This is a genomic window from Pseudomonas sp. MWU349, from assembly GCF_017947325.1.
Classification (GTDB): domain Bacteria; phylum Pseudomonadota; class Gammaproteobacteria; order Pseudomonadales; family Pseudomonadaceae; genus Aquipseudomonas; species Aquipseudomonas protegens.
This window is the reverse complement of record NZ_JAFEVP010000003.1, coordinates 681,331-703,268: the sequence shown is the minus strand read 5'-3', so window position 1 is coordinate 703,268 and position 21,938 is coordinate 681,331. Positions and strand designations below refer to the sequence as shown.

Annotated in this window: 20 protein-coding genes; 3 read left to right on the top strand and 17 right to left on the bottom strand. The window is 65.3% G+C overall.

Going from position 1 to position 21,938, the window contains the following annotated elements; all coding sequences use genetic code 11:
• Nucleotides 1–27: 27 nt before the first annotated feature.
• Entirely contained in the window at nucleotides 28–1,386 is a 1,359-nt protein-coding gene (locus KCG88_RS15315) for an amidase (protein WP_210712655.1), read from the bottom strand.
• A 397-nt stretch (nucleotides 1,387–1,783) separates the two neighbouring features.
• Here KCG88_RS15315 and KCG88_RS15310 point away from each other — a divergent pair, with 397 nt between their 5' ends.
• Nucleotides 1,784–2,785 (top strand): GntR family transcriptional regulator, encoded by a 1,002-nt coding sequence (locus KCG88_RS15310; RefSeq protein ID WP_047335887.1) that lies wholly within the window; start codon nucleotides 1,784–1,786, stop codon nucleotides 2,783–2,785.
• Between the two features lie 133 nt (nucleotides 2,786–2,918).
• Here KCG88_RS15310 and KCG88_RS15305 read toward each other — a convergent pair whose 3' ends face one another.
• Both KCG88_RS15305 and KCG88_RS15300 read right to left on the bottom strand, forming a co-directional pair.
• A complete protein-coding gene (locus KCG88_RS15305; RefSeq protein ID WP_047284267.1) occupies nucleotides 2,919–3,224 on the bottom strand; it encodes a ribbon-helix-helix domain-containing protein in 306 nt (101 codons plus the stop codon).
• A 14-nt stretch (nucleotides 3,225–3,238) separates the two neighbouring features.
• Nucleotides 3,239–3,820, bottom strand: a complete 582-nt coding sequence (locus KCG88_RS15300; protein ID WP_210712654.1) for a DJ-1/PfpI family protein — start codon at nucleotides 3,818–3,820, stop codon at nucleotides 3,239–3,241.
• Between the two features lie 196 nt (nucleotides 3,821–4,016).
• Here KCG88_RS15300 and KCG88_RS15295 point away from each other — a divergent pair, with 196 nt between their 5' ends.
• Nucleotides 4,017–4,931 carry a DMT family transporter gene (locus tag KCG88_RS15295; protein ID WP_210712653.1) on the top strand — a complete coding sequence of 305 codons (915 nt, stop codon included), beginning with the start codon at nucleotides 4,017–4,019 and terminating at the stop codon, nucleotides 4,929–4,931.
• Here the strand turns inward: KCG88_RS15295 and KCG88_RS15290 are convergent.
• The 5 genes from KCG88_RS15290 to KCG88_RS15270 form a co-directional block, all read right to left on the bottom strand.
• Nucleotides 4,919–6,136 carry an SAM-dependent methyltransferase gene (locus tag KCG88_RS15290; protein ID WP_047284265.1) on the bottom strand — a complete coding sequence of 406 codons (1,218 nt, stop codon included), beginning with the start codon at nucleotides 6,134–6,136 and terminating at the stop codon, nucleotides 4,919–4,921. The genes KCG88_RS15295 and KCG88_RS15290 overlap by 13 nt on opposite strands.
• A gap of 259 nt (nucleotides 6,137–6,395) precedes the next feature.
• The gene (locus KCG88_RS15285) at nucleotides 6,396–7,013 is read right to left on the bottom strand and encodes a TPM domain-containing protein (RefSeq protein WP_047284264.1); all 618 of its coding nucleotides are present in this window, start codon (nucleotides 7,011–7,013) and stop codon (nucleotides 6,396–6,398) included.
• Between the two features lie 29 nt (nucleotides 7,014–7,042).
• Nucleotides 7,043–7,801, bottom strand: a complete 759-nt coding sequence (locus KCG88_RS15280; RefSeq protein ID WP_019094796.1) for a TPM domain-containing protein — start codon at nucleotides 7,799–7,801, stop codon at nucleotides 7,043–7,045.
• A gap of 33 nt (nucleotides 7,802–7,834) precedes the next feature.
• Entirely contained in the window at nucleotides 7,835–8,755 is a 921-nt protein-coding gene (locus KCG88_RS31135; RefSeq protein ID WP_210712652.1) for a TPM domain-containing protein, read from the bottom strand.
• Nucleotides 8,755–9,363 carry a LemA family protein gene (locus tag KCG88_RS15270; RefSeq protein WP_210712651.1) on the bottom strand — a complete coding sequence of 203 codons (609 nt, stop codon included), beginning with the start codon at nucleotides 9,361–9,363 and terminating at the stop codon, nucleotides 8,755–8,757. Before KCG88_RS15270 ends, KCG88_RS31135 begins: the two co-directional genes overlap by 1 nt.
• Nucleotides 9,364–9,602: 239 nt before the next feature.
• Here KCG88_RS15270 and bglX point away from each other — a divergent pair, with 239 nt between their 5' ends.
• Complete coding sequence (bglX, locus tag KCG88_RS15265) at nucleotides 9,603–11,894, top strand: beta-glucosidase BglX (RefSeq protein ID WP_210712650.1); 2,292 nt, start codon at nucleotides 9,603–9,605, stop codon at nucleotides 11,892–11,894.
• A 243-nt stretch (nucleotides 11,895–12,137) separates the two neighbouring features.
• On the opposite strand, the gene KCG88_RS15260 is transcribed toward bglX, so the two are convergent.
• From KCG88_RS15260 to KCG88_RS15220, 9 genes are all read right to left on the bottom strand, one after another.
• Nucleotides 12,138–13,295 (bottom strand): phosphatidylserine/phosphatidylglycerophosphate/cardiolipin synthase family protein, encoded by a 1,158-nt coding sequence (locus KCG88_RS15260; protein WP_210712644.1) that lies wholly within the window; start codon nucleotides 13,293–13,295, stop codon nucleotides 12,138–12,140.
• 1 nt (nucleotide 13,296) lies between these two features.
• Nucleotides 13,297–13,878 (bottom strand): YceI family protein, encoded by a 582-nt coding sequence (locus tag KCG88_RS15255; protein ID WP_011059691.1) that lies wholly within the window; start codon nucleotides 13,876–13,878, stop codon nucleotides 13,297–13,299.
• 426 nt (nucleotides 13,879–14,304) lie between these two features.
• Complete coding sequence (locus KCG88_RS15250; RefSeq protein ID WP_047284258.1) at nucleotides 14,305–15,072, bottom strand: IclR family transcriptional regulator; 768 nt, start codon at nucleotides 15,070–15,072, stop codon at nucleotides 14,305–14,307.
• An 80-nt stretch (nucleotides 15,073–15,152) separates the two neighbouring features.
• Complete coding sequence (locus KCG88_RS15245; RefSeq protein WP_210712642.1) at nucleotides 15,153–16,616, bottom strand: amidase; 1,464 nt, start codon at nucleotides 16,614–16,616, stop codon at nucleotides 15,153–15,155.
• Entirely contained in the window at nucleotides 16,613–17,923 is a 1,311-nt protein-coding gene (locus KCG88_RS15240; RefSeq protein WP_210712641.1) for an MFS transporter, read from the bottom strand. The genes KCG88_RS15245 and KCG88_RS15240 overlap by 4 nt, the downstream gene beginning before the upstream one ends.
• A gap of 101 nt (nucleotides 17,924–18,024) precedes the next feature.
• Nucleotides 18,025–19,200, bottom strand: a complete 1,176-nt coding sequence (locus KCG88_RS15235) for a M20 aminoacylase family protein (protein WP_210712639.1) — start codon at nucleotides 19,198–19,200, stop codon at nucleotides 18,025–18,027.
• A gap of 170 nt (nucleotides 19,201–19,370) precedes the next feature.
• A complete protein-coding gene (locus KCG88_RS15230; protein ID WP_047284254.1) occupies nucleotides 19,371–19,700 on the bottom strand; it encodes a hypothetical protein in 330 nt (109 codons plus the stop codon).
• A complete protein-coding gene (locus KCG88_RS15225; protein ID WP_047335876.1) occupies nucleotides 19,697–20,794 on the bottom strand; it encodes a serine hydrolase in 1,098 nt (365 codons plus the stop codon). Before KCG88_RS15225 ends, KCG88_RS15230 begins: the two co-directional genes overlap by 4 nt.
• A gap of 195 nt (nucleotides 20,795–20,989) precedes the next feature.
• Complete coding sequence (locus KCG88_RS15220; protein ID WP_047284252.1) at nucleotides 20,990–21,868, bottom strand: acyl-CoA dehydrogenase; 879 nt, start codon at nucleotides 21,866–21,868, stop codon at nucleotides 20,990–20,992.
• Nucleotides 21,869–21,938 lie beyond the last annotated feature (70 nt).

Below are 21,938 nucleotides of genomic sequence, written 5' to 3'. Positions count from 1 at the left end.
GCTTGTGGTTGAAAAAAATCGTCGGAGCTAGCGCGGCAACGCCGCCTCCAGCGCCAGGGCTGCATCCAGCAGTTGCCGGTCATGGCCCTGGGGCAGGCTCAGCAACAGCCCGGTGGGCAAGCCCTGGGCATCGCGGCCGCTGGGCAGCGCCACGCCGGGCATGTCGAGGAAACTGCCGGGCATGGTCAGGCGCAGGGTCGCCAGGTTGGTCCGGGCAAAGAGCTCGTCGTCCTGCTCCAGGGGCGCCAGGGGCGGCGCCACATGGGCCACGGTGGGGGTGATCAGCACGGCGCCGTCCAGTTCGTCCTGCACCTGTTGCTGCAACTGGCGCCGCGCCTGGTACAGCCGCAGCAGGCGGCTGGCGGGCATCTGCCGGGCGCTTTCCAGGCGCCGTCGCACCCGCGGATCGAGCTGTTCGGCGTACTCGCTGTCGAGCAACGGCTGGTGCAGGGCGAAGGCTTCGGCGGCGCCGAGCCAGCCGTGTTCCTGGATCAGTTGCAGGGTGGCTTGCAGGCTGTGCAGCGGCCGTTGCTCCACCAGCGCCCCGGCCTGTTGCAGGCGTTCGATGACCACCAGCAGATTGGCCCGCACGGCGGCCTGGGTACGGCTGTCGTCAAGCACTTGCGAATCGACCCAGAAGCGTTGCCCAGCCAGGCTGCGGGGCGGCGGCAATTGCCGGGGGTCGCCACCGCGCAACAGCCCGTCGATCAGCCAGGCATCGCGCACGCTGCGGGTCAGCGGCCCGAGGCTGTCGAGGCTTTCGGCCAGGGGAAACACCCCCTCGCGGTCATAGCGCAAGGAGGTGGCGCGGTAACCCACCAGGCCATTGAAGGCTGCGGGAATGCGGATCGAACCGGCAGTGTCGGTGCCCATGGCGATCGGCACGATGCCGGCCGCCACCGCCACCGCGGAACCTGCCGAGGAACCACCGGGAATCCGTGGCTGGGCATCACTGTGGGGGTTGATCGGAGTGCCGAAGTGCGGGTTCAGGCCGAGCCCGGAATAGGCGAACTCACTGAGGTTGGTCTTGCCCAGGCTGACCAGCCCGGCCCGGCACAGCTTCCGTACGCTGGGCGCATCCACCTTGGCCGGCGGCGCCTCGCGACGCACCTGGGCGGCGGCGGTGGTGATACTGCCGGCCAGGTCGAACAGGTCCTTCCAGGCCAGGGGCACGCCATCGAGCAGGCTCAGCGGCTGGCCGTCCCGCCAGCGGGCGGCCGCCGCCTCAGCCTCGCGCCGGGCCCGGGTCGGGCACAGGGAAATGAACACATGGGGCGTCGCCTCGGCCAACGCCAGGGCCTGCTCCAGAACCTGGACCGGATCGGTGCGGCCCGAGGCAAAGGCTTGCGCCATGGCCGTGGCGTCGTTCAGCGAATCAGGGTGCATGGCTCACTCCGCAAAAATCTAAAAAAATGTACCAAATATTAAAATGTACATTTTAAGCAGAGCAGATTCCGTGCCAGCTCAAAACGCAGGGAGCACCGCGTGCTTTCGGAAAATCCCCCTGATTCGCCTGTAATAGCGAGCCAGAGTGGGTTGCTGGCAGAGACCGCTCGGCGACCGACGGAGAAAATCCTCGCCCAAGGGTCTGTCATTGAAATAATGTATCTTTTATTAAAAAGTACATTTTGGTGCAGAAAGGTAACAACCCACCCAGGGCGGCCCCAGGACGGGGCAACCAAACGTGGCACTCAGTGACACTTGGCAACTGTGAGAGAATCCCCGGCCACCGCGGCCCGGCAACGGGCTCGTCACCCACCGGCAACAGCCCCTAGAGGAACCGATGAAAGCAGTGTCAGCAGAGGACCCGCGCACCGCATCGCGCTACGCCATGATCCGTCAGGTCTTGCGCGACGCCATCCTCCAGGGCACCGCCCTGCAGGGCCTGGTGCTGCTGGAAGCGCCCCTGGCGGAACTGTTCGGCACCAGCCGGGTGCCGGTGCGCAAGGCCCTCGACCTGTTGCACGGCGAAGGCCTGATCAGCCGTTTTGATGGCCGCGGCTACCTGATCAACCCCCAGGGCCTGGAGATCGAACCGCTGCGCCTGCCCCTGAGCCATGCCCACCTGGGGCTGGCCAGCGACGAAGAACTGGTGGACACCCGGCCCCTGGGGGAACGGATCTACGAAGAACTGGGCAGCGCCCTCTCCACCTGCATCGCCTTCGGCCACTTTCGCCTCGACGAACAGGCTGCCGCCGAGCACTACGGCGTCAGCCGCGCGGTGGTCCGCGAAGCACTGATGCGCCTGCGCGATCGCGGCCTGGTGGAAAAGGAACCCTACTCCCAATGGCTGGCCGGGCCGCTGACCGCCCGGGAAGTCACCGAAGACTACGAACTGCGCGCCTGCCTGGAACCCGAAGCCCTGCGCCAGAGCGCGCCGGGCCTGGGCCGCGAACGCCTGGAACAGATGCTGGAACGGGTGACCCAGGCGCAACAGGCCGAGCACTGTGGCCTGGAGGCCCTGGAACGCCTGGAAGAAGACCTGCACCAGCAATGCCTGGGCGGCTTGCAGAACCGCAAGATGGCGGCGCTGATCCGTCAGGCCCAGAGCCCGATGATCATCAACCGGATCTTCTACCGCCTGCTGGGCATCGGCGCCGACCCGGCGATGCTCGCCGAGCACCGACTGATCCTGGAACTGCTGCTGCACGGCGCCTACGACGCTGCGGCCCTGAACCTCAAAGAACACCTGCAACGCGCCCGCCAGCGCATGCTGCAACGCCTCAAAGTGCTGTCGGTGCTCCCGGAACCGGAACTACCCGGCTTCCTCAGCAAAATCAGCTGAGCCCTGTAGCCGCTGCCGAGCCCGCGAGGCTGCGCAAAGGTCCGCAGGACCTTGCCTGGCGATCGCCTGCCAAACCTCCAGAAGCCTTCAGAACCCCGCGTCCCTGCGGGCCGTTCACAGCCTGCGGCAGCGGCTACAGTGCGTTGCGCTTTACCAGGCTGAGGTCGGGGGCGGTGCTGCGGCGCTGGCTCAGGTAGCGGGTGCAACTGACCCGCAGGAAGGAGGCGAAATTCACCACTTCGCCGCGGTAGTCCATGACCTCTTCATACAACTTGGCAATCAGCTGGTTGGTGGTCATGCCGTCGGCTTCGGCGATCTCGCTGAGGATGTCCCAGAACTGGTTTTCCAGGCGCAAGGTCGTGACCACGCCACAGATGCGCAACGAGCGGGAACGGGATTCGTAGAGAATCGGGTCGGCTTTGACGTACAGCTCGCACATGGCGCGGCCCTCGCTTACAGGGTGATTTTAGTGCCCAGCAGGCCCAGGAAACCGGCCAGCCAACTGGGGTGCGCCGGCCAGGCCGGGGCGGTGGCCAGATTGCCTTGAACATGGCCTTGGGTCACGGGGAGATCGATATAGGTGCCCCCCGCCAGCCGCACTTCCGGGGCGCAGGCCGGGTAGGCGCTGCATTCGCGGCCTTCGAGGATGCCGGCCGCCGCCAGCAGTTGCGCGCCGTGGCACACCGCGGCAATCGGCTTGCCAGCCTGGTCGAATTCCCTGACCAGTTGCAGGACCTTTTCGTTCAGGCGCAGGTATTCCGGGGCACGGCCACCGGGGATCAGCAGGGCGTCGTAATCGCTGGACTTCACTTGGGCGAAATCGAAGTTCAGGGCAAACAGATGGCCCGGCTTTTCGCTGTAGGTCTGGTCGCCCTCGAAGTCGTGGATCGCCGTGCGCACGGTCTGCCCGGCGCTCTTGTCGGGACACACCGCATGCACGTTGTGACCGACCATCAGCAGGGCCTGGAACGGCACCATCACTTCGTAGTCTTCGACGTAATCGCCAACCAGCATGAGAATCTTTTTCGCGGCCATGGAGTGGACTCCTTTCAGTGAAAGACGGGGGCGCAAGGAGTATTCAAGGTAGCCCCAATCCACCGGCCCGGGTAATAACCCGGTACTACAGCGGCAACTGTACGGACAACTCTGCGCCCAGCTGTAGCACCAGGGGCGCGCGGCTTTATGGCTAGATGCAGGCACCTGTGTCCCTGTACGAATTCTGGCAACCATCATGTCCTCGCGCGAAAACACCGGCATGGCCCTCGGCCTGCTGGGTGTCATCATTTTCAGCCTGACCCTGCCCTTCACCCGGATAGTGGTAGAGCAGATGCACCCCTTGCTCAACGGCCTGGGCCGCGCGCTGTTCGCGGCGATCCCGGCGGCCTTGCTGCTGCTCTGGCGCCGGGAGAAGTGGCCGACCTGGAAACAGGTCAAGGGCCTGAGCGTGGTGATTCTCGGGGTGATCCTCGGCTTTCCAGTGCTGTCGGCCTGGGCCATGCAGACCCTGCCCGCGTCCCATGGTGCCCTGGTCAATGGCCTGCAACCGCTGTGCGTGGCGCTGTATGCGGCGTGGCTGTCCCACGAGCGGCCGTCGAAGGCCTTCTGGGCTTGCGCCGCCCTGGGCAGTGCGCTGGTGCTGGGTTATGCGCTGCTCAGTGGCGCGGGCAGCATCCAGGCCGGTGATGTGCTGATGCTCGGGGCGATTGCCGTGGGCGGCCTGGGTTATGCCGAAGGGGGCCGGCTGGCGCGGGAGATGGGTGGCTGGCAGGTGATCTGCTGGGCTCTGGTGCTGTCCACGCCGCTGTTGATCGGACCGGTGTGGTACCTGGCGGCGCAGCACCAGGGGGGGATTTCCATGAGGACCTGGTGGGCCTTCGGCTACGTTGCGCTGTTCTCGCAGTTCCTGGGGTTTTTCGCCTGGTATGCCGGGCTGGCCATGGGCGGAATTGCTCGGGTGAGCCAGATCCAGCTACTGCAGATCTTCTTCACCATCGCCTTTTCCGCCCTGTTCTTCGGTGAGCAGGTGCAGCCCATTACCTGGGTGTTCGCGGTGGGCGTGATCCTTACCGTGGTCCTGGGGCGCAAGACCGCGGTGCGCCCGGCCACGCCACTGCCCACGCCGCCGGCCAGCCCTCAGCCGAGGTAACCGTCGGCCTTGAGCAGGGTTTCCAGGCAGTGTTCGCTGATCTGGTAGAAGGCCTTGAGCTCTTCGATCCTGGCCAGCAACTGGCTGGGATCCTGCGGTTCGGAACGCTTGACCGCCAGAATCATCTTGTTCTTGTTGGTGTGCTCCAGGGAGATGAACTCGAAGACCTTGGTTTCATAACCGCAGGCTTCGAGGAACAGCGCCCGCAGGCTGTCGGTGACCATTTCCGCTTGCTGCCCCAGGTGCAGGCCGTATTGCAGCATCGGCTTGAGCAGCAGCGGGCTTTGGATCTGCTGGCGGATCTGCTTGTGGCAGCACGGCGAGCACATGATGATCGCCGCGCCGGAGCGGATGCCGGTGTGGATCGCGTAGTCGGTGGCGATGTCGCAGGCATGCAGGGCGATCATCACTTCCAGCTGGCTGGGGGCCACGCTGCGCACGTCACCGCACTTGAACACCAGGCCCGGGTGCTCCAGGCGCTGCGCGGCGGCGTTGCACAGGGTCACCATGTCTTCACGCAACTCGACGCCGGTGACTTCGCCCTCGGCCTTGAGGGTATTGCGCAGGTAGTCGTGGATGGCAAAGGTCAGGTAGCCCTTGCCGGAGCCGAAGTCCGCCACCCGCACCGGCTGGTCGAGCTTGATCGACGAGCTGCCCAGGGCGTGGCTGAAGACCTCGATGAACTTGTTGATCTGCTTCCACTTGCGTGACATCGCCGGAATCAGCTCGTGCTGCTGGTTGGTCACCCCCAGGTCGGCGAGAAACGGCCGGCTGAGGTCGAGGAAGCGGTTCTTCTCCCGGTTGTGCTCGGCGGACGGCACATCGCGCTGGGTTTGCGGCTTGCCCTTGAACAGCGAACTCTTGCCCTTCTTGCTGTATTCAAGCTGTACCTCGTCGGTGAGGGTCAGCAGGTGGGCATTTTTGAACGCAGCCGGCAGCAGCTCGGCGATGGCGGCGATGCCTTCGTCCAGGGAGAAGTTCTTGGTGATGTCCCGGGTCTTGTAGCGATAGACGAAGGACAGGCACGGCTGCTCCTTGACCGTCAGTTGCTTGATGATCAGGCGTTGCAGGTCCGCCTCCGGGCCCACGTGCTTGGCCAGTACCAGCTTGATAAAGGCGTTCTGCGTGAGGCTGGTGTCGAGCAATTGCAGGAACTGGGCGTGATGATCCGGCGCGGGGCGGGCGGAAGGTGCGGTAACAGACATGGGGGCGGGAGCCTCGGGCGATGCGCGGTGTCGATCAGGGAATGGCGGGTATTTTAGGGAGCAAGCCCCGTCGGGGCACGAAGTTATTCACCCGACGGTAAAATTTTGTCGCCCCCCGGAAAAATCCCCCCCAATCCCGCCCCGTAGGAGCTGACTTGCCAGCGAAGGCGTCCCCAAGGGCGCTGCAAGGCTCACGGGCCTCTTCGCCGGCAAGCCGGCTCCTGCACAGGTAGCACGCCATAGTCCCCAGCTGGGTGGGTCAGTTGAGCACCACCAGGCGGTTGGGCAATTCGTTGCGTACCTGGGTCAGGGGCACATGGGTCTTGAGCAACTCGCCGCTGGCTTCGATGCAGTCGAGGAAGCCCTGCAGGGTCTGGCCTTGCCGGACCTGCTGGGTAAAGGCCCGGACAATCGCGTTCCAGTGCTTGTTGTCCAGGCGCTTGGAAATGCCTTCGTCCACCAGGATCTCCACATAGCGCTCGGCTTCGCTGACAAAGATCAGCACCCCGGTGCCGCCCACGGTGTGGTGCAGGTTCTGTTCGAGGAACTGGCGCCGGGCCAGGTTGGAAGCGCGCCAGTGACGCACCGACCGCGGGATCAGCCGGGTGGTGACCCGCGGCAGGCGGAACACCAGGCACAAGACGATAAAGGTCGTCCATTGCGCCAGCAGCAACAGGTGCATGTTCAGCCAGCCGGTGGCGTAGTGCACCAGCCCCGGCACCACCAGCGCCAGCAGGCTGGCCCAGAGCAGCGGGATATAGGCGTAGTCGTCGGCCCGGGCCGCCAGTACCGTCACCAGTTCGGCGTCGGTCTGCTGTTCCACCCGGGCGATGGCTTCGGCCACCTGCCGTTGTTCGAATTCACTGAGTAATGCCATGTCGTTGGATTTCCGCTTTTTATTGTCAGTTACCAGCCGCCGGAGGAACCGCCGCCGCCAAAGCTGCCGCCGCCCCCACTGAAGCCGCCCCCGCCGCCGGAGCCGCCACCAAAACCGCCGAAGCCACCGCCTCCGTCACCGCCGCGCCCGCTGGTGGTGGTGATGAACCCGAGCGCCTGCGCCACCATCACCACCAGGATGAACAGCAGCACCATGAAGATGAACAGCCACGGGTGACGCTGGACAAAATCGTCCTGGTCGCTGCTCTGGCCGCCGCTGTCATAGGCCGTGGCCGGCTCGTCCAGCGGCGTGCCGCCGAGCACCAGGAGCATGGCCGAAACCCCGTCGCTGATGCCCTTGCTGAACTGCCCGGTCTTGAACGCCGGGGTGATCACCTGGTTGATGATCACCGAGGCCTGGGCGTCGGTCAGGCGCTCCTCCAGGCCGTAGCCCACTTCGATGCGCAGCTTGCGCTCGTCCCGGGCGACGATCAGCAGCGCGCCGTTGTTCTTGTCCTTCTGGCCGATGCCCCAGTGGCGCCCCAACTGGTAGCCGAACTCCTCGATGCTGACGCCTTGCAGGTTCGGCAGGGTCACCACCACCAACTGTTCGCCGGTGGCCTGTTCGTGGGCTTGCAGTTGCCGAGTCAGCAGGGCGCTGATGGTCGGCTCGATCATCTGCGCGTCGTCCACCACCCGCCCGCTCAGGGCCGGAAACCTCAGCTCGGCCTGGGCCGTGACCGCAAAGACCCAGAGCAACAGCACCAGGCCGATTTTATAAAGTCGCATCAGCACCTCATCCTTAATGTTTGTCCGCGTGTGCTACCAACTGCCGGACGCCCCGCCACCGCCAAAACTGCCGCCGCCCCCGCTGAAACTGTCCGAGCTTGAACTGGAGCTGGAGCTGCTGGAGTCGAACCAGTCGAACGCACTGCTGCTCGAACCTGCGTCGCGCTCGGCCCTGGTTTCGCGCCTGGCCGAATCGTCGCTGGCAACAACCGGCGAATCATTGCCGCTGCGCCATTGGGTCAGGAACCCGAACAACGGTACACCGACGAACACCAGGTAGAACAACCTCTCGAACCACCACATCCACTCGATGTCCTGGTACCAGCTTTTTTCCACCGAGCGGTACACCAGCATCGGCCGGTCGGTGGCCGACAGTACGTTCACGATGGACGTGGCCCCGGCGATGATCCCCGAGGAATACAGGTCGTCCTTGAAGTACGGAATGATCGAACCCTCGATGATGAAGTGGGCCACCATGTCGTTGAGCCGCCCCTCCAGGCCGTAACCGACCTCGATCCGCACCTTGCGATCGTCCTTGGCCACCAGCAGCAGGACGCCGTTGTTCTTGTCCTTCTGGCCGATCCCCCAGTGCCGGCCCAACTGCAGGCCGAACGCCTCGATGCTATGGCCACCCAGGCTCGGCACCGTGGCCACCACGACCTGGTCGGTGGTGGTCTGCTCGAGCCGTTCCAGCATCTGCGCCAGGTAGACCTGCGCCGAAGGCGTGAGCAACTGGGCGGTGTCCACCACCCGCCCGGTCAGCTTGGGAAACAGGCGTTCAATCGGTGCCGCTGTCGCAGTGGTCGTTACGGGCTCGACCTGGACGGCGGGTTGCGTCGAACGCAATGGCACCCCATCCGTGGGTGTGGGCCCAGGCGGTTGCGCCAGTACGGCGCCACCCACCAGCCATAGCCACAGCAGCGCGCCTTGCAGCACGCGCCGCCCGTGGCTCATCAGAATTTCACTTGCGGGGCTTTGTCGGCGTCGGGGCTGGTGGCCTCGAAGGATTCACGCACCGGCAGGTCGCTGTACATCAGGCTGTGCCACAGGCGGCCGGGGAAGGTGCGGATCTCGGTGTTGTACTTCTGCACCGCCAGGATGAAGTCGCGACGGGCCACGGCGATGCGGTTCTCGGTGCCTTCAAGCTGGGATTGCAGGGCCAGGAAGTTCTGGTTGGCCTTGAGGTCCGGGTAGCGCTCGGACACCACCATCAGGCGGCTCAGGGCTCCACTCAACTGGTCCTGGGCCTGCTGGAACTGCTTGAGTTTTTCCGGGTTGTCCAGGGTCTTGGCGTCCACCTGGATCGAGGTGGCCTTGGCCCGCGCCTCGATCACCGCGGTCAGGGTTTCTTCCTCGTGCTTGGCGTAGCCCTTGACGGTTTCCACCAGGTTGGGGATCAGGTCCGCGCGGCGCTGGTACTGGTTCTGCACCTGGCCCCAGTCGGCCTTGACCTGCTCGTCCAGGGTCGGAATGTTGTTGATGCCGCAGCCGCTGAGCAGGCTGGTAAGCAGCAACAAGGCAGCGATGGGCCAGCTCGAACGCAGGCTTTGAGTGATGTTCATGGGTGGGGCTCCTTGCACAACCTGATTGAAATGAAGCTTTTGCCCGCTTTCACACATCCTGTGGGCAAAATCTGCCTGCGCCACTGGAATGCATCGGGCTGATGGGCTAAAAGATGCCCAGCGCGAAAAAGAGTTCAGAAGTGTGCGGGAATTATCTGAACAACAATAGTCGCTCCCTAAATTTTGGCTGTTCGACGCGTCACTCATGCGTCGGTCTTGAGCCCTTGAGAACAATATTCATGAAGAAGCTGTGTTTGCTGGGCCTGCTGGTCAGCCTGGCCAGTCACCCTGTATTGGCCGAAACTGCCCCGGTCCCCCTGGAAAACAAAGAAGCCTTTATCAACGATCTGCTCAAGCGCATGACCCTGGAAGAGAAGATCGGCCAGCTGCGGCTGATCAGCATCGGCCCGGAAATGCCCCGCGAGCTGATCCGCAAGGAAATTGCCGCGGGCAATATCGGCGGCACCTTCAACTCCATCACCCGCCCGGAAAACCGGCCGATGCAGGACGCGGCCATGCGCAGCCGGCTGAAGATCCCGATGTTCTTCGCCTATGACGTGATCCACGGCCACCGGACCATCTTCCCCATCAGCCTGGCCCTGGCCTCCAGCTGGGACATGGACGCAATTGGCCGTTCCGGGCGCATCGCCGCCAAGGAAGCCAGCGCCGACAGCCTGGACATCACCTTCGCGCCGATGGTCGATATCTCCCGCGATCCGCGCTGGGGCCGTACCTCCGAAGGCTTTGGCGAAGACACCTACCTGGTCTCGCGCATCGCCAAGGTCATGGTCAAGGCCTACCAGGGCCAGAGCCCGGCCCTGCCGGACAGCATCATGGCCAGCGTCAAGCACTTCGCCCTGTATGGCGCGGTGGAAGGCGGTCGCGACTACAACATCGTCGACATGAGCCCGGTGAAGATGTACCAGGACTACCTGCCGCCCTATCGCGCAGCCATTGACGCCGGTGCCGGCGGGGTGATGGTGGCCCTCAACTCGATCAACGGCGTGCCCGCCACCTCCAACACCTGGCTGATGAACGACCTGTTGCGCAAGGAATGGGGCTTCAAGGGCCTGGCGGTGAGCGACCACGGGGCGATCATCGAACTGATCCGCCATGGCGTGGCCAAGGACGGACGTGAAGCCGCCAAACTGGCGATCAAGGCCGGCATCGACATGAGCATGAACGATTCGCTGTACGGCAAGGAGCTGCCGGGGCTGCTCAAGTCCGGCGAGATCGAACAGAAGGACATCGACAACGCCGTGCGTGAAGTGCTGGCCGCCAAGTACGACATGGGCCTGTTCAAGGACCCTTACGTACGCATCGGCAAGGCCGAGGACGACCCGACCGACACCAACGCCGAAAGCCGCCTGCACCGCAGCGACGCCCGGGACATTGCCCGCCGCAGCCTGGTGCTGCTGAAGAACCAGAACGACACCCTGCCACTGAAGAAAACCGCCAAGATCGCCCTGGTGGGCCCGCTGGCCAAGGCGCCGATCGACATGATGGGCAGCTGGGCCGCCGCCGGGGTGCCGGCGCAATCGGTGACCCTCTACGACGGCATGCGCAATGTACTGGGAGACAAGGCCCAACTGGTGTACGCCCGGGGTTCCAACATCACCGCCGACAAGAAGGTGGTGGACTACCTGAACTTCCTCAACTTCGATGCCCCGGAAGTGGTGGACGACCCGCGCACGGCGCAGCAGATGATCGACGAAGCGGTGAAGGCCGCCCGGCAATCGGATGTGATCGTGGCCGCGGTGGGTGAATCCCGGGGCATGTCCCACGAATCCTCGAGCCGCACCGACCTGCACATTCCCGCCAGCCAGCGCGACCTGATCAAGGCCCTCAAGGCCACCGGCAAGCCACTGGTGCTGGTGCTGATGAATGGCCGGCCGCTGTCGCTGCTGGAAGAAAACCAGCAGGCCGATGCGATCCTGGAAACCTGGTTCAGCGGCACCGAAGGTGGCAACGCCATCGCCGACGTGCTGTTTGGCGACTACAACCCGTCGGGCAAGCTGCCGATCACCTTCCCCCGCTCCGTGGGGCAGATCCCCACCTACTACAACCACCTGACCATCGGCCGGCCGTTCACCCCGGGCAAGCCGGGCAACTACACCTCGCAGTACTTCGACGACACCACCGGCCCGCTGTTCCCGTTCGGCTATGGCCTGAGCTACACCAGCTTCAGCCTGTCGGACATGGCCCTGTCCTCCACCACCCTGAACAAGAGCGGCAAGCTCGACGCCAGCGTGACCGTGAAGAACACTGGCAAGCGTGACGGCGAAACCGTGGTGCAGCTGTACATCCAGGACGTGGCCGGCTCGATGATCCGCCCGATCAAGGAATTGAAGAACTTCCAGAAAGTCATGCTCAAGGCCGGTGAAGAGAAAGCCATTCACTTCACCATCACCGAGGACGACCTGAAGTTCTACAACGCGCAGCTCAAGTACGCCGCAGAGCCGGGCGACTTCAATGTGCAGATCGGCCTGGATTCCCAGGACGTCAAGCAACAGAGCTTCGAACTGCTCTGAGCCTGCCAGCGGCCGGCGCAGGACCTGCGCCGGCCGACTCCTTCTGCAATCCCCCACAATCGCTGCAATATCTGTCGCCGCTGTCGAGCCTGCGAGGCTGCGCAAAGGTCCGCAGGATCGTGCTTGTCGATCCCCGCCAAACCTCCACCGCACTCACGACCGCCGCGACCGCTTCGCGCTCGTTCGCAGCCTGCGGCAGCGGCTACAGCCAGCCGTGTCAGCCGCGTGAGTCAGCCGTGACAGTCAGCCGCGCCGATCCAGCAGGTTGACCACCAGGCGGTCGACCCAACCCCAGATCCGCTGCTTGATCCGCCGCCACAGCGGTCGCTTGCGCCACACCGCCAGGCTGACTTCCTCGCTCTGGGCAAAGTCGGCGTCAAAACTCGCCACCACTGCCTGGGTCAACGCAGGGTCCAGGGCTTCCAGATTGGCTTCCAGGTTGAAGCGCAGGTTCCAGTGGTCGAAGTTGCACGAGCCCACGCTCACCCAGTCGTCCACCAGTGCCATCTTCAGGTGCAGGAAGCGCGGCTGGTACTCGAAAATCCGCACCCCGGCCTTGAGCAGGCGCGGGTAGTAGCGGTGCCCGGCATAGCGCACCGCCGGGTGGTCGGTGCGCGGCCCGGTCAGCAGCAGGCGTACGTCGAGGCCCCGGGCCGCCGCCTTGCGCAACGAACGGCGCACCGACCAGGTGGGCAGAAAATACGGGGTCGCCAGCCAGATGCGCTGCTGCCCGCTGCTCAGGGCCCGGATCAGCGAATGCAGGATATCGCGGTGCTGGCGGGCGTCGGCGTAGGCCACCCGGCCCATGCCCTCGCCGGTATCGGGCAAGCGCGGCAGGCGGGGCAGGCCGAAATCGGCACCGGGCTTCCAGGCCCCGCGATGCAGGTTGGCGCTCCATTGCCGGTCGAACAGCTGCTGCCAGTCGCTGACCATGGGGCCGGCAATCTCCACCATCACCTCATGCCAGTCGCAGCTGTTGTCCTCGGGCTTCCAGAACTCATCGGTGACCCCGGTACCACCCACCACCGCCAGGGCCTGGTCCACCAGCAGCAGCTTGCGATGATCGCGGTACAGGTTGAGAAAGCCCTGGCGCCATTTCAGCCGGTTGTAGAAGCGCAGCTCGACACCGGCCTCGGTCAGGCTGCGGCGCAGGGCCTGGGTAAAGGCCAGGCTGCCGTAGTCGTCGAACAGGCAGCGCACCCGCACCCCACGCTGCGCTGCCTGCACCAGGGCCTGGACCATGGCCTCGGCGCAGGTCCCGGCTTCCACCAGGTACAGCTCCAGTTCCACCTGGTGCTGGGCGCGGGCAATGGCCACCAGCATCCGCGGGAAGAACTGCGGGCCGTCGATCAGCAACTCGAAGCGGTTGCCTTCGCGCCAGGGGAACACCGCTGCGCGCATGTCAGCGCGCCGTGAAGATCAGCACCGCACCCACCGGCACCGAGAAACTGATGGCCGACAGCCCGGCCATCTTGCGCAGGCTGTCCAGGCCGGGGGCCAGGTTGAAGTCCTCGGCGTTGAGCACCAGAGGCTCCAGGGTCACCACCTGGAAGCGCCGGTCATCCAGGCGAGTGGCCAGCAGTTCGGCGTTGTAGGTGTGTTCCTCGCCGTGCAGGGCGACGGTGACCGGCAGCAGCAATTCGATCTGTGCGCCGGGGGCCAGGTCGTTGATCGGTCGCAGGTTGATCTGGGCACTGATCCGCGCCTCGGGAAACTGCGCGATCTGGAACAGTTCCTGGCGCATGCGCTCATCGCGCAAGGGAATGCCGCTGCTCACCGACTCCAGTTCGATCTGCAACTGCGCCTGGCCCTTGCCATCGACCTTGCCATGCAGCACCAGAAAGCGCTGGACCTCGGAAACACTGGCGTTCTTGGTGGTGACAAAGGACACGCGGGAAGACTCGTTGTCCAGGTACCAGTTGGCCTGGGCCGGCAGGGCCAGTACCCCGAGCAGGCTGAAAAGAAGGCGGATCGGCGTACGCATGCAAGCTCCCATGAACAGAAGGCGCCACCTTAACCGCCCGCCAGAAGGCTGGCAAACGTCACGGCAGGCGGCGCAGTAGAGCTAGAAGCGGTAGGTATAGTTCAGGTAGAAGCGTTCGGCGCTATGGCTGATGATGCCTGCCTGCAGCTGAAACCCACCTCGTCCTGCATAAGCACACTCTTCCAGGGGCCGGGCATCGGGGGAGCGCTGCGGCTCATACAACCTGTGCACTCAGGAACATTCCAAGCGCTTGCCGGTGTTGGGCTGACGCCACCGGATGGCGTGCAGATCGGTGACGCGCCCTGGAGCCAGGTCCAGGCAGTGGACCAGTTTCGCCGAGAAGCCGCGGGTTAAAACTGATTGCGCAGCATCGAGCCCGATACCAGGGGAGGATGTGAGAGCGCAAAAATGCCCGAGCGGGAGGTTTCAGGCGATGTCTTTCTGCACCTGCTCGACGGTTTCCGCCAGTAGGCACAGGTGGCGGTTGCGCACCTGTTCGACACAGGCCAGGTCCCGTGGCCAATGCAGGGCGATACTGCCGATCACCCGGCCTTCGGCCTGCAGCGGCAAGGCCACGGCGCGGATCAGGAACGGCAGGCGCACCGGGTATTCCCAGTGCCCCTCGGTGCGCTGGCCAAACCCCAGGTGCTGGGATTCCAGGCACTGTTGCCAGGCTTGGGCCGGTACCTGCTCCTGCTCGGCCAGACGCTCGACTTCAGCACTGGCCAGGGCCCCCAGGCAGGCCTTGCCCATGGCCGAATGAAACAGGCTGGCATGCTGGCCGACAATCCGGCTGTTGCTCGGGTAGCGCTTGCGCAATACCTCGGGCACCGCGCTTTCCAGGACCTCCAGGCTCTCGCCGTCGAAGCTCGACAGGTCGGTGACCAACCCGGTGCGTGCACTCAATTCCAGCAACCAGGGCGCCGCCTGCTCCACCATCTGGCGCTTGAAGCGCTGCCGGCTGTCACCGAACAGGCTCCGGGCGCTCAGGCGGTAGCGCCGGTCACTCAGGCCACGATAGATCCAGCCTTGTTCCTGCAGGGTCAGCAGCATGCGCGAGACCGTGGCCTTGGCCAGGCCCGTCAGGTAGTGCAGCTCCTCCAGGCCCAGGGCCTGGTGCTGGCCGATCAGCTCGACAATGGCCAGGGCCCGCTCCACTGAGCGCACGCTGCCGGTTTCTACCTTGCTGGCCATAGTCCGAGCTCCCTGACTGAGGAAAAGGTTTTACCCAGCAAGATGCGGGCCTGCGGACCTTGGCGACCACACCCGTTTGATTACCGCAGGTTGCCCGGCGGCCGCTGCCGCACCCACTGCGTCAACTGCTCATGGGCGTAAGCCAATTGCAGAACGGCGTGGTCGGCCTGGGCCGGACCGATGATCTGCAACCCCATGGGCAAACCGGCCAGGTTGAAACCCACCGGAATGCTGATACTGGGCAAGCCGGCCAGGGTCGGGCCGATCACCACTTCCATCCAGCGGTGGTAAGTGTCCATTTCCTGCCCATCGATCTGCCGTGGCCAGGCTTGCCGTGCATCGAAAGGGAACACTTGGGCGGTGGGCAGCAGCAGGAAATCGTAACGCTCGAACAGGCGCTGCAACGCGCGGTACCAGTCGCTGCGGCCCTGGGAAGCGCGATACACATCCGCCGCGCTCAGCTTCGCCGCGCCCTCCACTTCCCAGCAGGCTTCCGGCTTGAGCCAGCGGCGTTTGTCCGGGTCGTCGTACAGCGCCCCCAGGGAGCCCTGGACCAGCCAGTGGCGGTGAACCAGCCAGCAATCCCAGAGCTGGGCCAGGGAAAAGTCCGGCTGGCAGCTTTCCACCTCGCAGCCCAGGCTGGCGAAATCCCCGAGGGCCTTTTCACACAGGCCCAGTACGCCCTGCTCCATGGCCAGGTAGCCGTTGTAGTCCCCCAGCCAGCCCAGGCGCAGGCCCTTCACATTTCGTTGCAGCGCCGCCTCCGGCTGCACCGATGGGTCCTTCAGCGACAGAGGCGCCCGGGCGTCAAACCCGGCCTGGGTACCCAACAGCCGCGCCACGTCGGCCACCGTGCGCCCCATGGGACCTTCGGTGGCCAACTGCTGCACGAACAGTTCCGGGGTCGGGCCGAACGGCACCCGGCCCTGGGAGGGGCGCATGCCGAACACATTGTTGAAGGCTGCGGGGTTGCGCAACGAGCCCATCATGTCGCTGCCGTCGGCCACCGGCAGCATGCGCAGGGCCAGAGCCACCGCGGCCCCGCCGCTGCTGCCACCGGCGCTCAAGGCGCGGTCATAGGCATTGCCGGTGGTGCCGAACAACTGGTTGTAGGTATGGGAGCCCAGGCCGAACTCGGGCACGTTGCTCTTGCCGACGATGATCGCGCCACTGGCCCGGACCCGCGCCACGCTGATGGCATCCTCCTGGGGCACATGCTCGGCAAATAGCGGCGAGCCCATGCTGGTGGTCATCCCGGCGGTGGCCGCCAGGTCCTTGATCGCCTGGGGCATGCCGTGCATCCAGCCCATGGACTGGCCCTGGGCCAACTGCCGGTCTCGCTCGTCGGCCTGCTCCAGCAGGGCCTCGGGGTCCCCCAGCGAGACCAGGGCATTGACCAGTGGATTGCAGCGCTCGATCTGCGCCAGGTAGGCCTGCATCACTTCGCGGCAGGACAGCTCGCGGGCATGGATGGCCCGGGACAGCGCCAGGGCATCCAGGTCGACAATCGACGCATTGATCGATGATTCTGCGGGGTTGATCAAGACTCACCTCCCAGGGTCACGGCATCGGGTTTTTCGTCTCTGACCGCGTCGTACATGCAGTAGATGCCCAGCAGGCTGAGGATCGAGGTCAGCAATACGTACAAGGACGGCGCCACCGGCGTGGCCATGGCCTTGCTCAGCCAGGTCACGATCAACGGCGCAAAGCCACCGAACAGCATCACTGCGACGTTATACGCCACCGACACTCCGGTGGAACGCACCTCGATGGGAAACTGCTCGGCCAGGGCCGTGGGGCCGGGGCCGAAGAAACCGCCGATGGCCCCGCACAACAGCATCTGCATCACCAGCAAACGCTCGATGGACGGCGCCGCAGCGACCCACACATACAACGGATAGACCATGACAAAAAACGCCAGGGTGAACGCCATCAGCACTGGACGTCGCCCAATGCGATCCGACAAGGCCCCGGCAAAGGGAATCACCAGGGTCATCAGGGCCACGGCGAACATCTGCACCATCAGCACCTGGTCCAGGGGCAGGCCGAGGTTGGTGTGGGCGAAGGTCGGCATGTTCACCAGCACCACATAAAAGGACACGGTGCCCCCGCAGCACAACCCCATGGCCACCAGGATCTGCCGGCGATAGGCAGCCACCACCTGCCACAGCGCGGGCCCTTTGCCGCGCACCTGTTTGCGCGCTTCGAGAAAAGCCTCGGGCTCCTCCATGTACTTGCGGATCCACAGCCCCACGGGACCGATCAGCAGGCCGATCACGAATGGCAGGCGCCAGCCCCAGAGTTCCAGGGTCTGGGGCGAGAAGAAATGGGTCACCGCCGCCACCATCGCCGCCCCGCTGAATACCGCCAGGCACTGCCCCACCAACTGCCAGGAGCCGTACAGGCCCTTGCGGTGAGGCGGCGCACTCTCCACCAGGTAGGCCGTGGCGCTGGCGTACTCGCCACCGGTGGCAAAGCCCTGGAGCATGCGTGCCGCCACGATCAGCAGCGGCGCTCCAATACCGATGGCCGCATAGTTGGGGGCGAACACGATCATCGCGATGGCCAGGGTCATCAGCTGGATGATCACCAGCATCGCCGCCTTGCGGCCCCTGCGATCGGAATAGATCCCGAGCAGCACACCGCCCACCGGGCGCATGAAGAAACCCACCCCGAAGGTGGCCAGGGCCATCAGCAGCGAGGTGTATTCGTCTTCCGCGGGAAAGAACTGGCGAGCGATGAAGCTGGCGAGAAAGCCGTAGACGATGAAGTCGTACCATTCCAGGGCGTTGCCGACCACGGCGGCAACCACCTGCCGGGTCCTGGAAACAGAGGGAGTCGAGACGCTCATGGGATGTTCCTTGGAGACTTTTGAGCCTTCTGACGGGCTCGCTAAAGTGCCGGGCGCCTACAACACGCCCGGGGCAGTCAGGGACACAGGAACAGGAAGGGTCAGGACGGTTTGAGCCAGCTTTCCGCCAGGGCGCCCCAATAGGCCGCGCCGGTGAGGAGGATGTCGTCGTTGAAGTCGTAACCCGGGTTATGCACCATCGGCTGGGCCACGCCGTTGCCAATGAACAGGTAGCTGCCCGGACAGCGCTGCAGCATCCAGCCGAAGTCTTCGCTGCCCATCAGCTTCGGCGTATTGCCGTTGACCGCCTCGGCCCCCACCAGCTCGACACCGATCTGGCGGGCGAACTCGGTTTCCTCCGGGCTGTTGACCAGCACCGGATAGGCCGGGCGATGCTCGATGCTGACCGAGCAACCGAAACTCTCGGCCTGGGTGCGGATAATGGCCTTGACCCGCTCCAGCATCTGCTCGCGCACCGCTGCGTTGAGGGCCCGCAGGCTCAGGCGCAGCAGGGCCTGCTGGGGAATCACGTTGGCCGCCTCGCCCGCTTGCAGGGCACCGACGGTGACCACCGCGGCTTCCTGGGCATCGATGTTGCGCGCTACCACGGTCTGCAAGGCCATGACCATGCTCGCCGCTGCCACCAGCGGGTCTACCGTCAGGTGCGGCATGGAGCCATGCCCGCCGACGCCTTCGACCGTCACGTTGAGCAGGTCCTGGGAGGCCATCATCGGCCCCTCGCGAAAGCCCAGGTGCCCGGCCGGCAGCCCCGGCATGTTGTGCAGGCCAAACAAGGCATCACAGGGGAAGCGCTCCAGCAGGCCTTCGGCAAGCATGGCCTCGGCGCCACCCTGGCCCTCCTCCGCCGGCTGGAAGATCAGGTTCAGGGTGCCGTCGAACTGCCGGGTGGCCGCCAGGTAACGAGCCGCCCCGAGAAGTATGGTGGTGTGGCCGTCATGCCCGCAGGCGTGCATGCAACCGCTGTAGCGGCTGCTGTAGGGCACCCCGGTGTTCTCGATGATCGGCAAGGCGTCCATGTCGGCCCGCAGGCCCAGGGTGCGGGGGCTGCTGCCGTTGCGCAGCACCCCTACGACGCCCGTGCGGCCCACGCCGGTGTGCACTTCATAACCCCACTCTTCAAGGCTGCGGGCCACCAGCGCCGCGGTGCGGTTTTCCTCGAAACCCAGCTCGGGGTGGGCGTGAATGTCCTGGCGGATGGCCCGCAGGTCGCTGGCGACATCGTTGAGCCAGGCAAGAATGTGCTGGTGTCGGGGCATGGCGTATCTCCTCTGGGCCGGGTGGGTTCCCGTTCTTTTTTCGGAGCGCTGCACGAGGGCCAAGGCGTGCTCGAAGCTCTGCGTCAGATAACCGCGAGCCGGGGCACAGGACAATCAAATGTGGTTCCACTGGATGGAACACAAAGCTGGCGCCAGCGTTTCGACCCCGATCAGGGGTCCAGGCGGCAACCTTCACGGGCACTGCGCCAGATCGCGCTATGGGTGCGCCCCAGGGCGCTGGCGGTGACACGACGGGGCTGCGGCTCATCGAGAAAAGCGCTGGTGGGCAGGTACTGGCGCACGTAGGCGCGGCAGTAGTCGGCAGGTTGTTGCATGACGTAACGGCAGGAGCAGTACTCCTTGGCGGTGTAGGCGCCGAGGATGTCCGGGAAGGCCTGCAGCGCCACCCGCTGCTGCCAGCCCCAGCCCAGCAGCAGGAGCAGCCCGAGCACCAGCAGGCTGAGCAGCGGACGCCGGCGGATCAAGGGCCAGGGCTTCATGGCTGCTCCGGCGTGGCGAAGGCGGCCAGCACCCGCTTGAGCAGTTCATTGTGCTGATAGCTGCCGTCACGGTCGTCGCCATAGCGCACGATCACCAGGCGCTGCGCCGGCAGCACATACAGCGCCTGACCCCAGTGTCCCAGCGCGGCGTAGGTATCGGCGGGGGCATCCGGCCAGGGCCGTGGCGCCCCGTCCACCTCGCGGTTGAGCCACCAGTGCCCGCCCGCCACGGCCACGTCCTGGTTGGCCCGGTAGCCACGAAAGGGGGTGCGGCAGAATTCGACCCAGGCCTTGGGCAGCAATTGCCGGTCGCGCCAACGGCCATCGCGCTGCATCAGCAGGCCAATGCGAGCCAGGTCGCGGGCCGTCAGGTAGAGGTAGGAGGAAGCGACAAAAGTGCCGGCAGCATCCCGCTCCCACACCGCCTGGGTGATACCCAGGGGTTCGAACAGGGCACGCCAGGGATAGTCCGCATACTGCCCCTCCCCCACCATGCCCCGCAGGCTGGCCGCCAGCAGGTTGCTGTCGCCGCTGGAATAGCGAAACACCTGGCCCGGCGGGGCGGAGGCGGCCTGTTGCGCGGTGAAGGCGGCCATGTCCCGGTGCCCACGTGTGTAGAGCATGGCCACCACCGAAGAGTTGAGAGGGGCGTATTCATAGTCTTCCTGCCAGTCCAGGCCCGAGGCCCAGTGCAGCAGGTCCGCCAGGGTGATGTCGGGATGGGCCTTGAGCGGCGGGTAGAACTTCGCCGCCGGGTCCTGCAACTGGAACCGCCCTTCGCCAAAGGCCACCCCCAGCAGCACCGCCAGCAGGCTCTTGCTGGCAGACCAGGCGAGATGGGGCGTCTGCGGCCCGGTTGCCCCGGCGTAACGCTCGTAGAGCAGTTGGCCGTCACGGATCACCAGCAAGGCATCGGTGCGAATGCCCTGGCGGGACTCATCGTCCCGGGGCACGAAGGCGTAATCCTCCAGGGCCTGCAACGCCGGGCCGCTGGCTGGCGTGCCCTGGCTCCATTGCAGCGCCGGCCACTCCTCGGCCCGGGCCGGCAGGCTGAGTAACAGAAGCAGGGCCAGCAGCAACGAAGCGTTGGGCATGAAGGACACTCGAGAGCCGTCTGGGGCCGAGCCTATTGCGGGCACATGACGGTTTCGCGACAACCTTCGCCGGCAAGCCGGCTCCTACAGGGTTGGACGAATATTCGAGAGGGCGCGAGAACCGCTTCTTGTAGGAGCTGGCTTGCCAGCGAATGCGCTTTCGGAGGCTGCGCATTCCTCGCGGCAAGCCGGCCCCTACAGGGAGGCCAGGGCCTTGGCCAGGCGCTGTGCGCGAGCGCTGGCGGCGAGGTCCAGCAGGGCCTGGTCGCGGGTCCATTGTTCGCGCCACAGCTGTGGCCCCTGGGCGAAGGCCATGCCGATCTCGGGTTTCAGCGCGTCGAACTGCACGAACAGGCCCGCCAGCAGAATGTGCCCGCTGCTCAGCGCCGGGTTCTGCCGGCTGGCTTCGGCACAGCCGGCCAGCAAGCCCAGCAGTTGCAATTGCAAGGGCTGCGGCCAGCCGCTGTCCTGCCCCACGCCATACAGCCAGGCCAGCATGGCACTCAGGACATAGATGTCTTCCAGGGTGCGGAACGGCTTGACGTAGGCATCCCAGCCGTCGCCGGCCAGCAACTCGCAGGCAGCGTTGTCCAGCTCCAGGCAGCCGTGGCTGATCTCCGGCATCAGGGCAATGGCGGGCAAGGTCTGGACCTTGACCCCAGGCTCGCCGGGATAGACCACCGTCAGGCGCAGGGCTGCGCGCTCCCCCGGGGCTTCGCAGCGAGCCGCCACCAGCAGCCAGTCGGCGGCATCACCGGCGGTGACGAAATCCTTGCGCCCGTGCAGGCGCAGATCCTCCAGGCGGGTCTGCATGTCTGCCGGGCGCAGGCTGCGGCGTTCGGTCGCGCACAAAGCCCCCAGACTGGACGGCGCACTGGGCCACAACATGCGCAATGCCGCCTGGTAACCCACCAGGAAGGCCAGCCCCGGGGTGGCCATCAAGCGCCCGCCGCGCACCGCCAGTTCAAAGGGCGTGACGTTGCCCAGGTGCGCCAGCAAAGCCCCGTAGCCCTCGGCCAGGTCGGGGTTGGCGGGCAGTCGTTCACGGCTCTCGAGCAGGGCTTGCCAGGGCATTCGAAGGTCCTCAGGGGCTGTCATATAAGCATCACCAAAGCTTCATGGCGATGACACCGGGGCTACATAG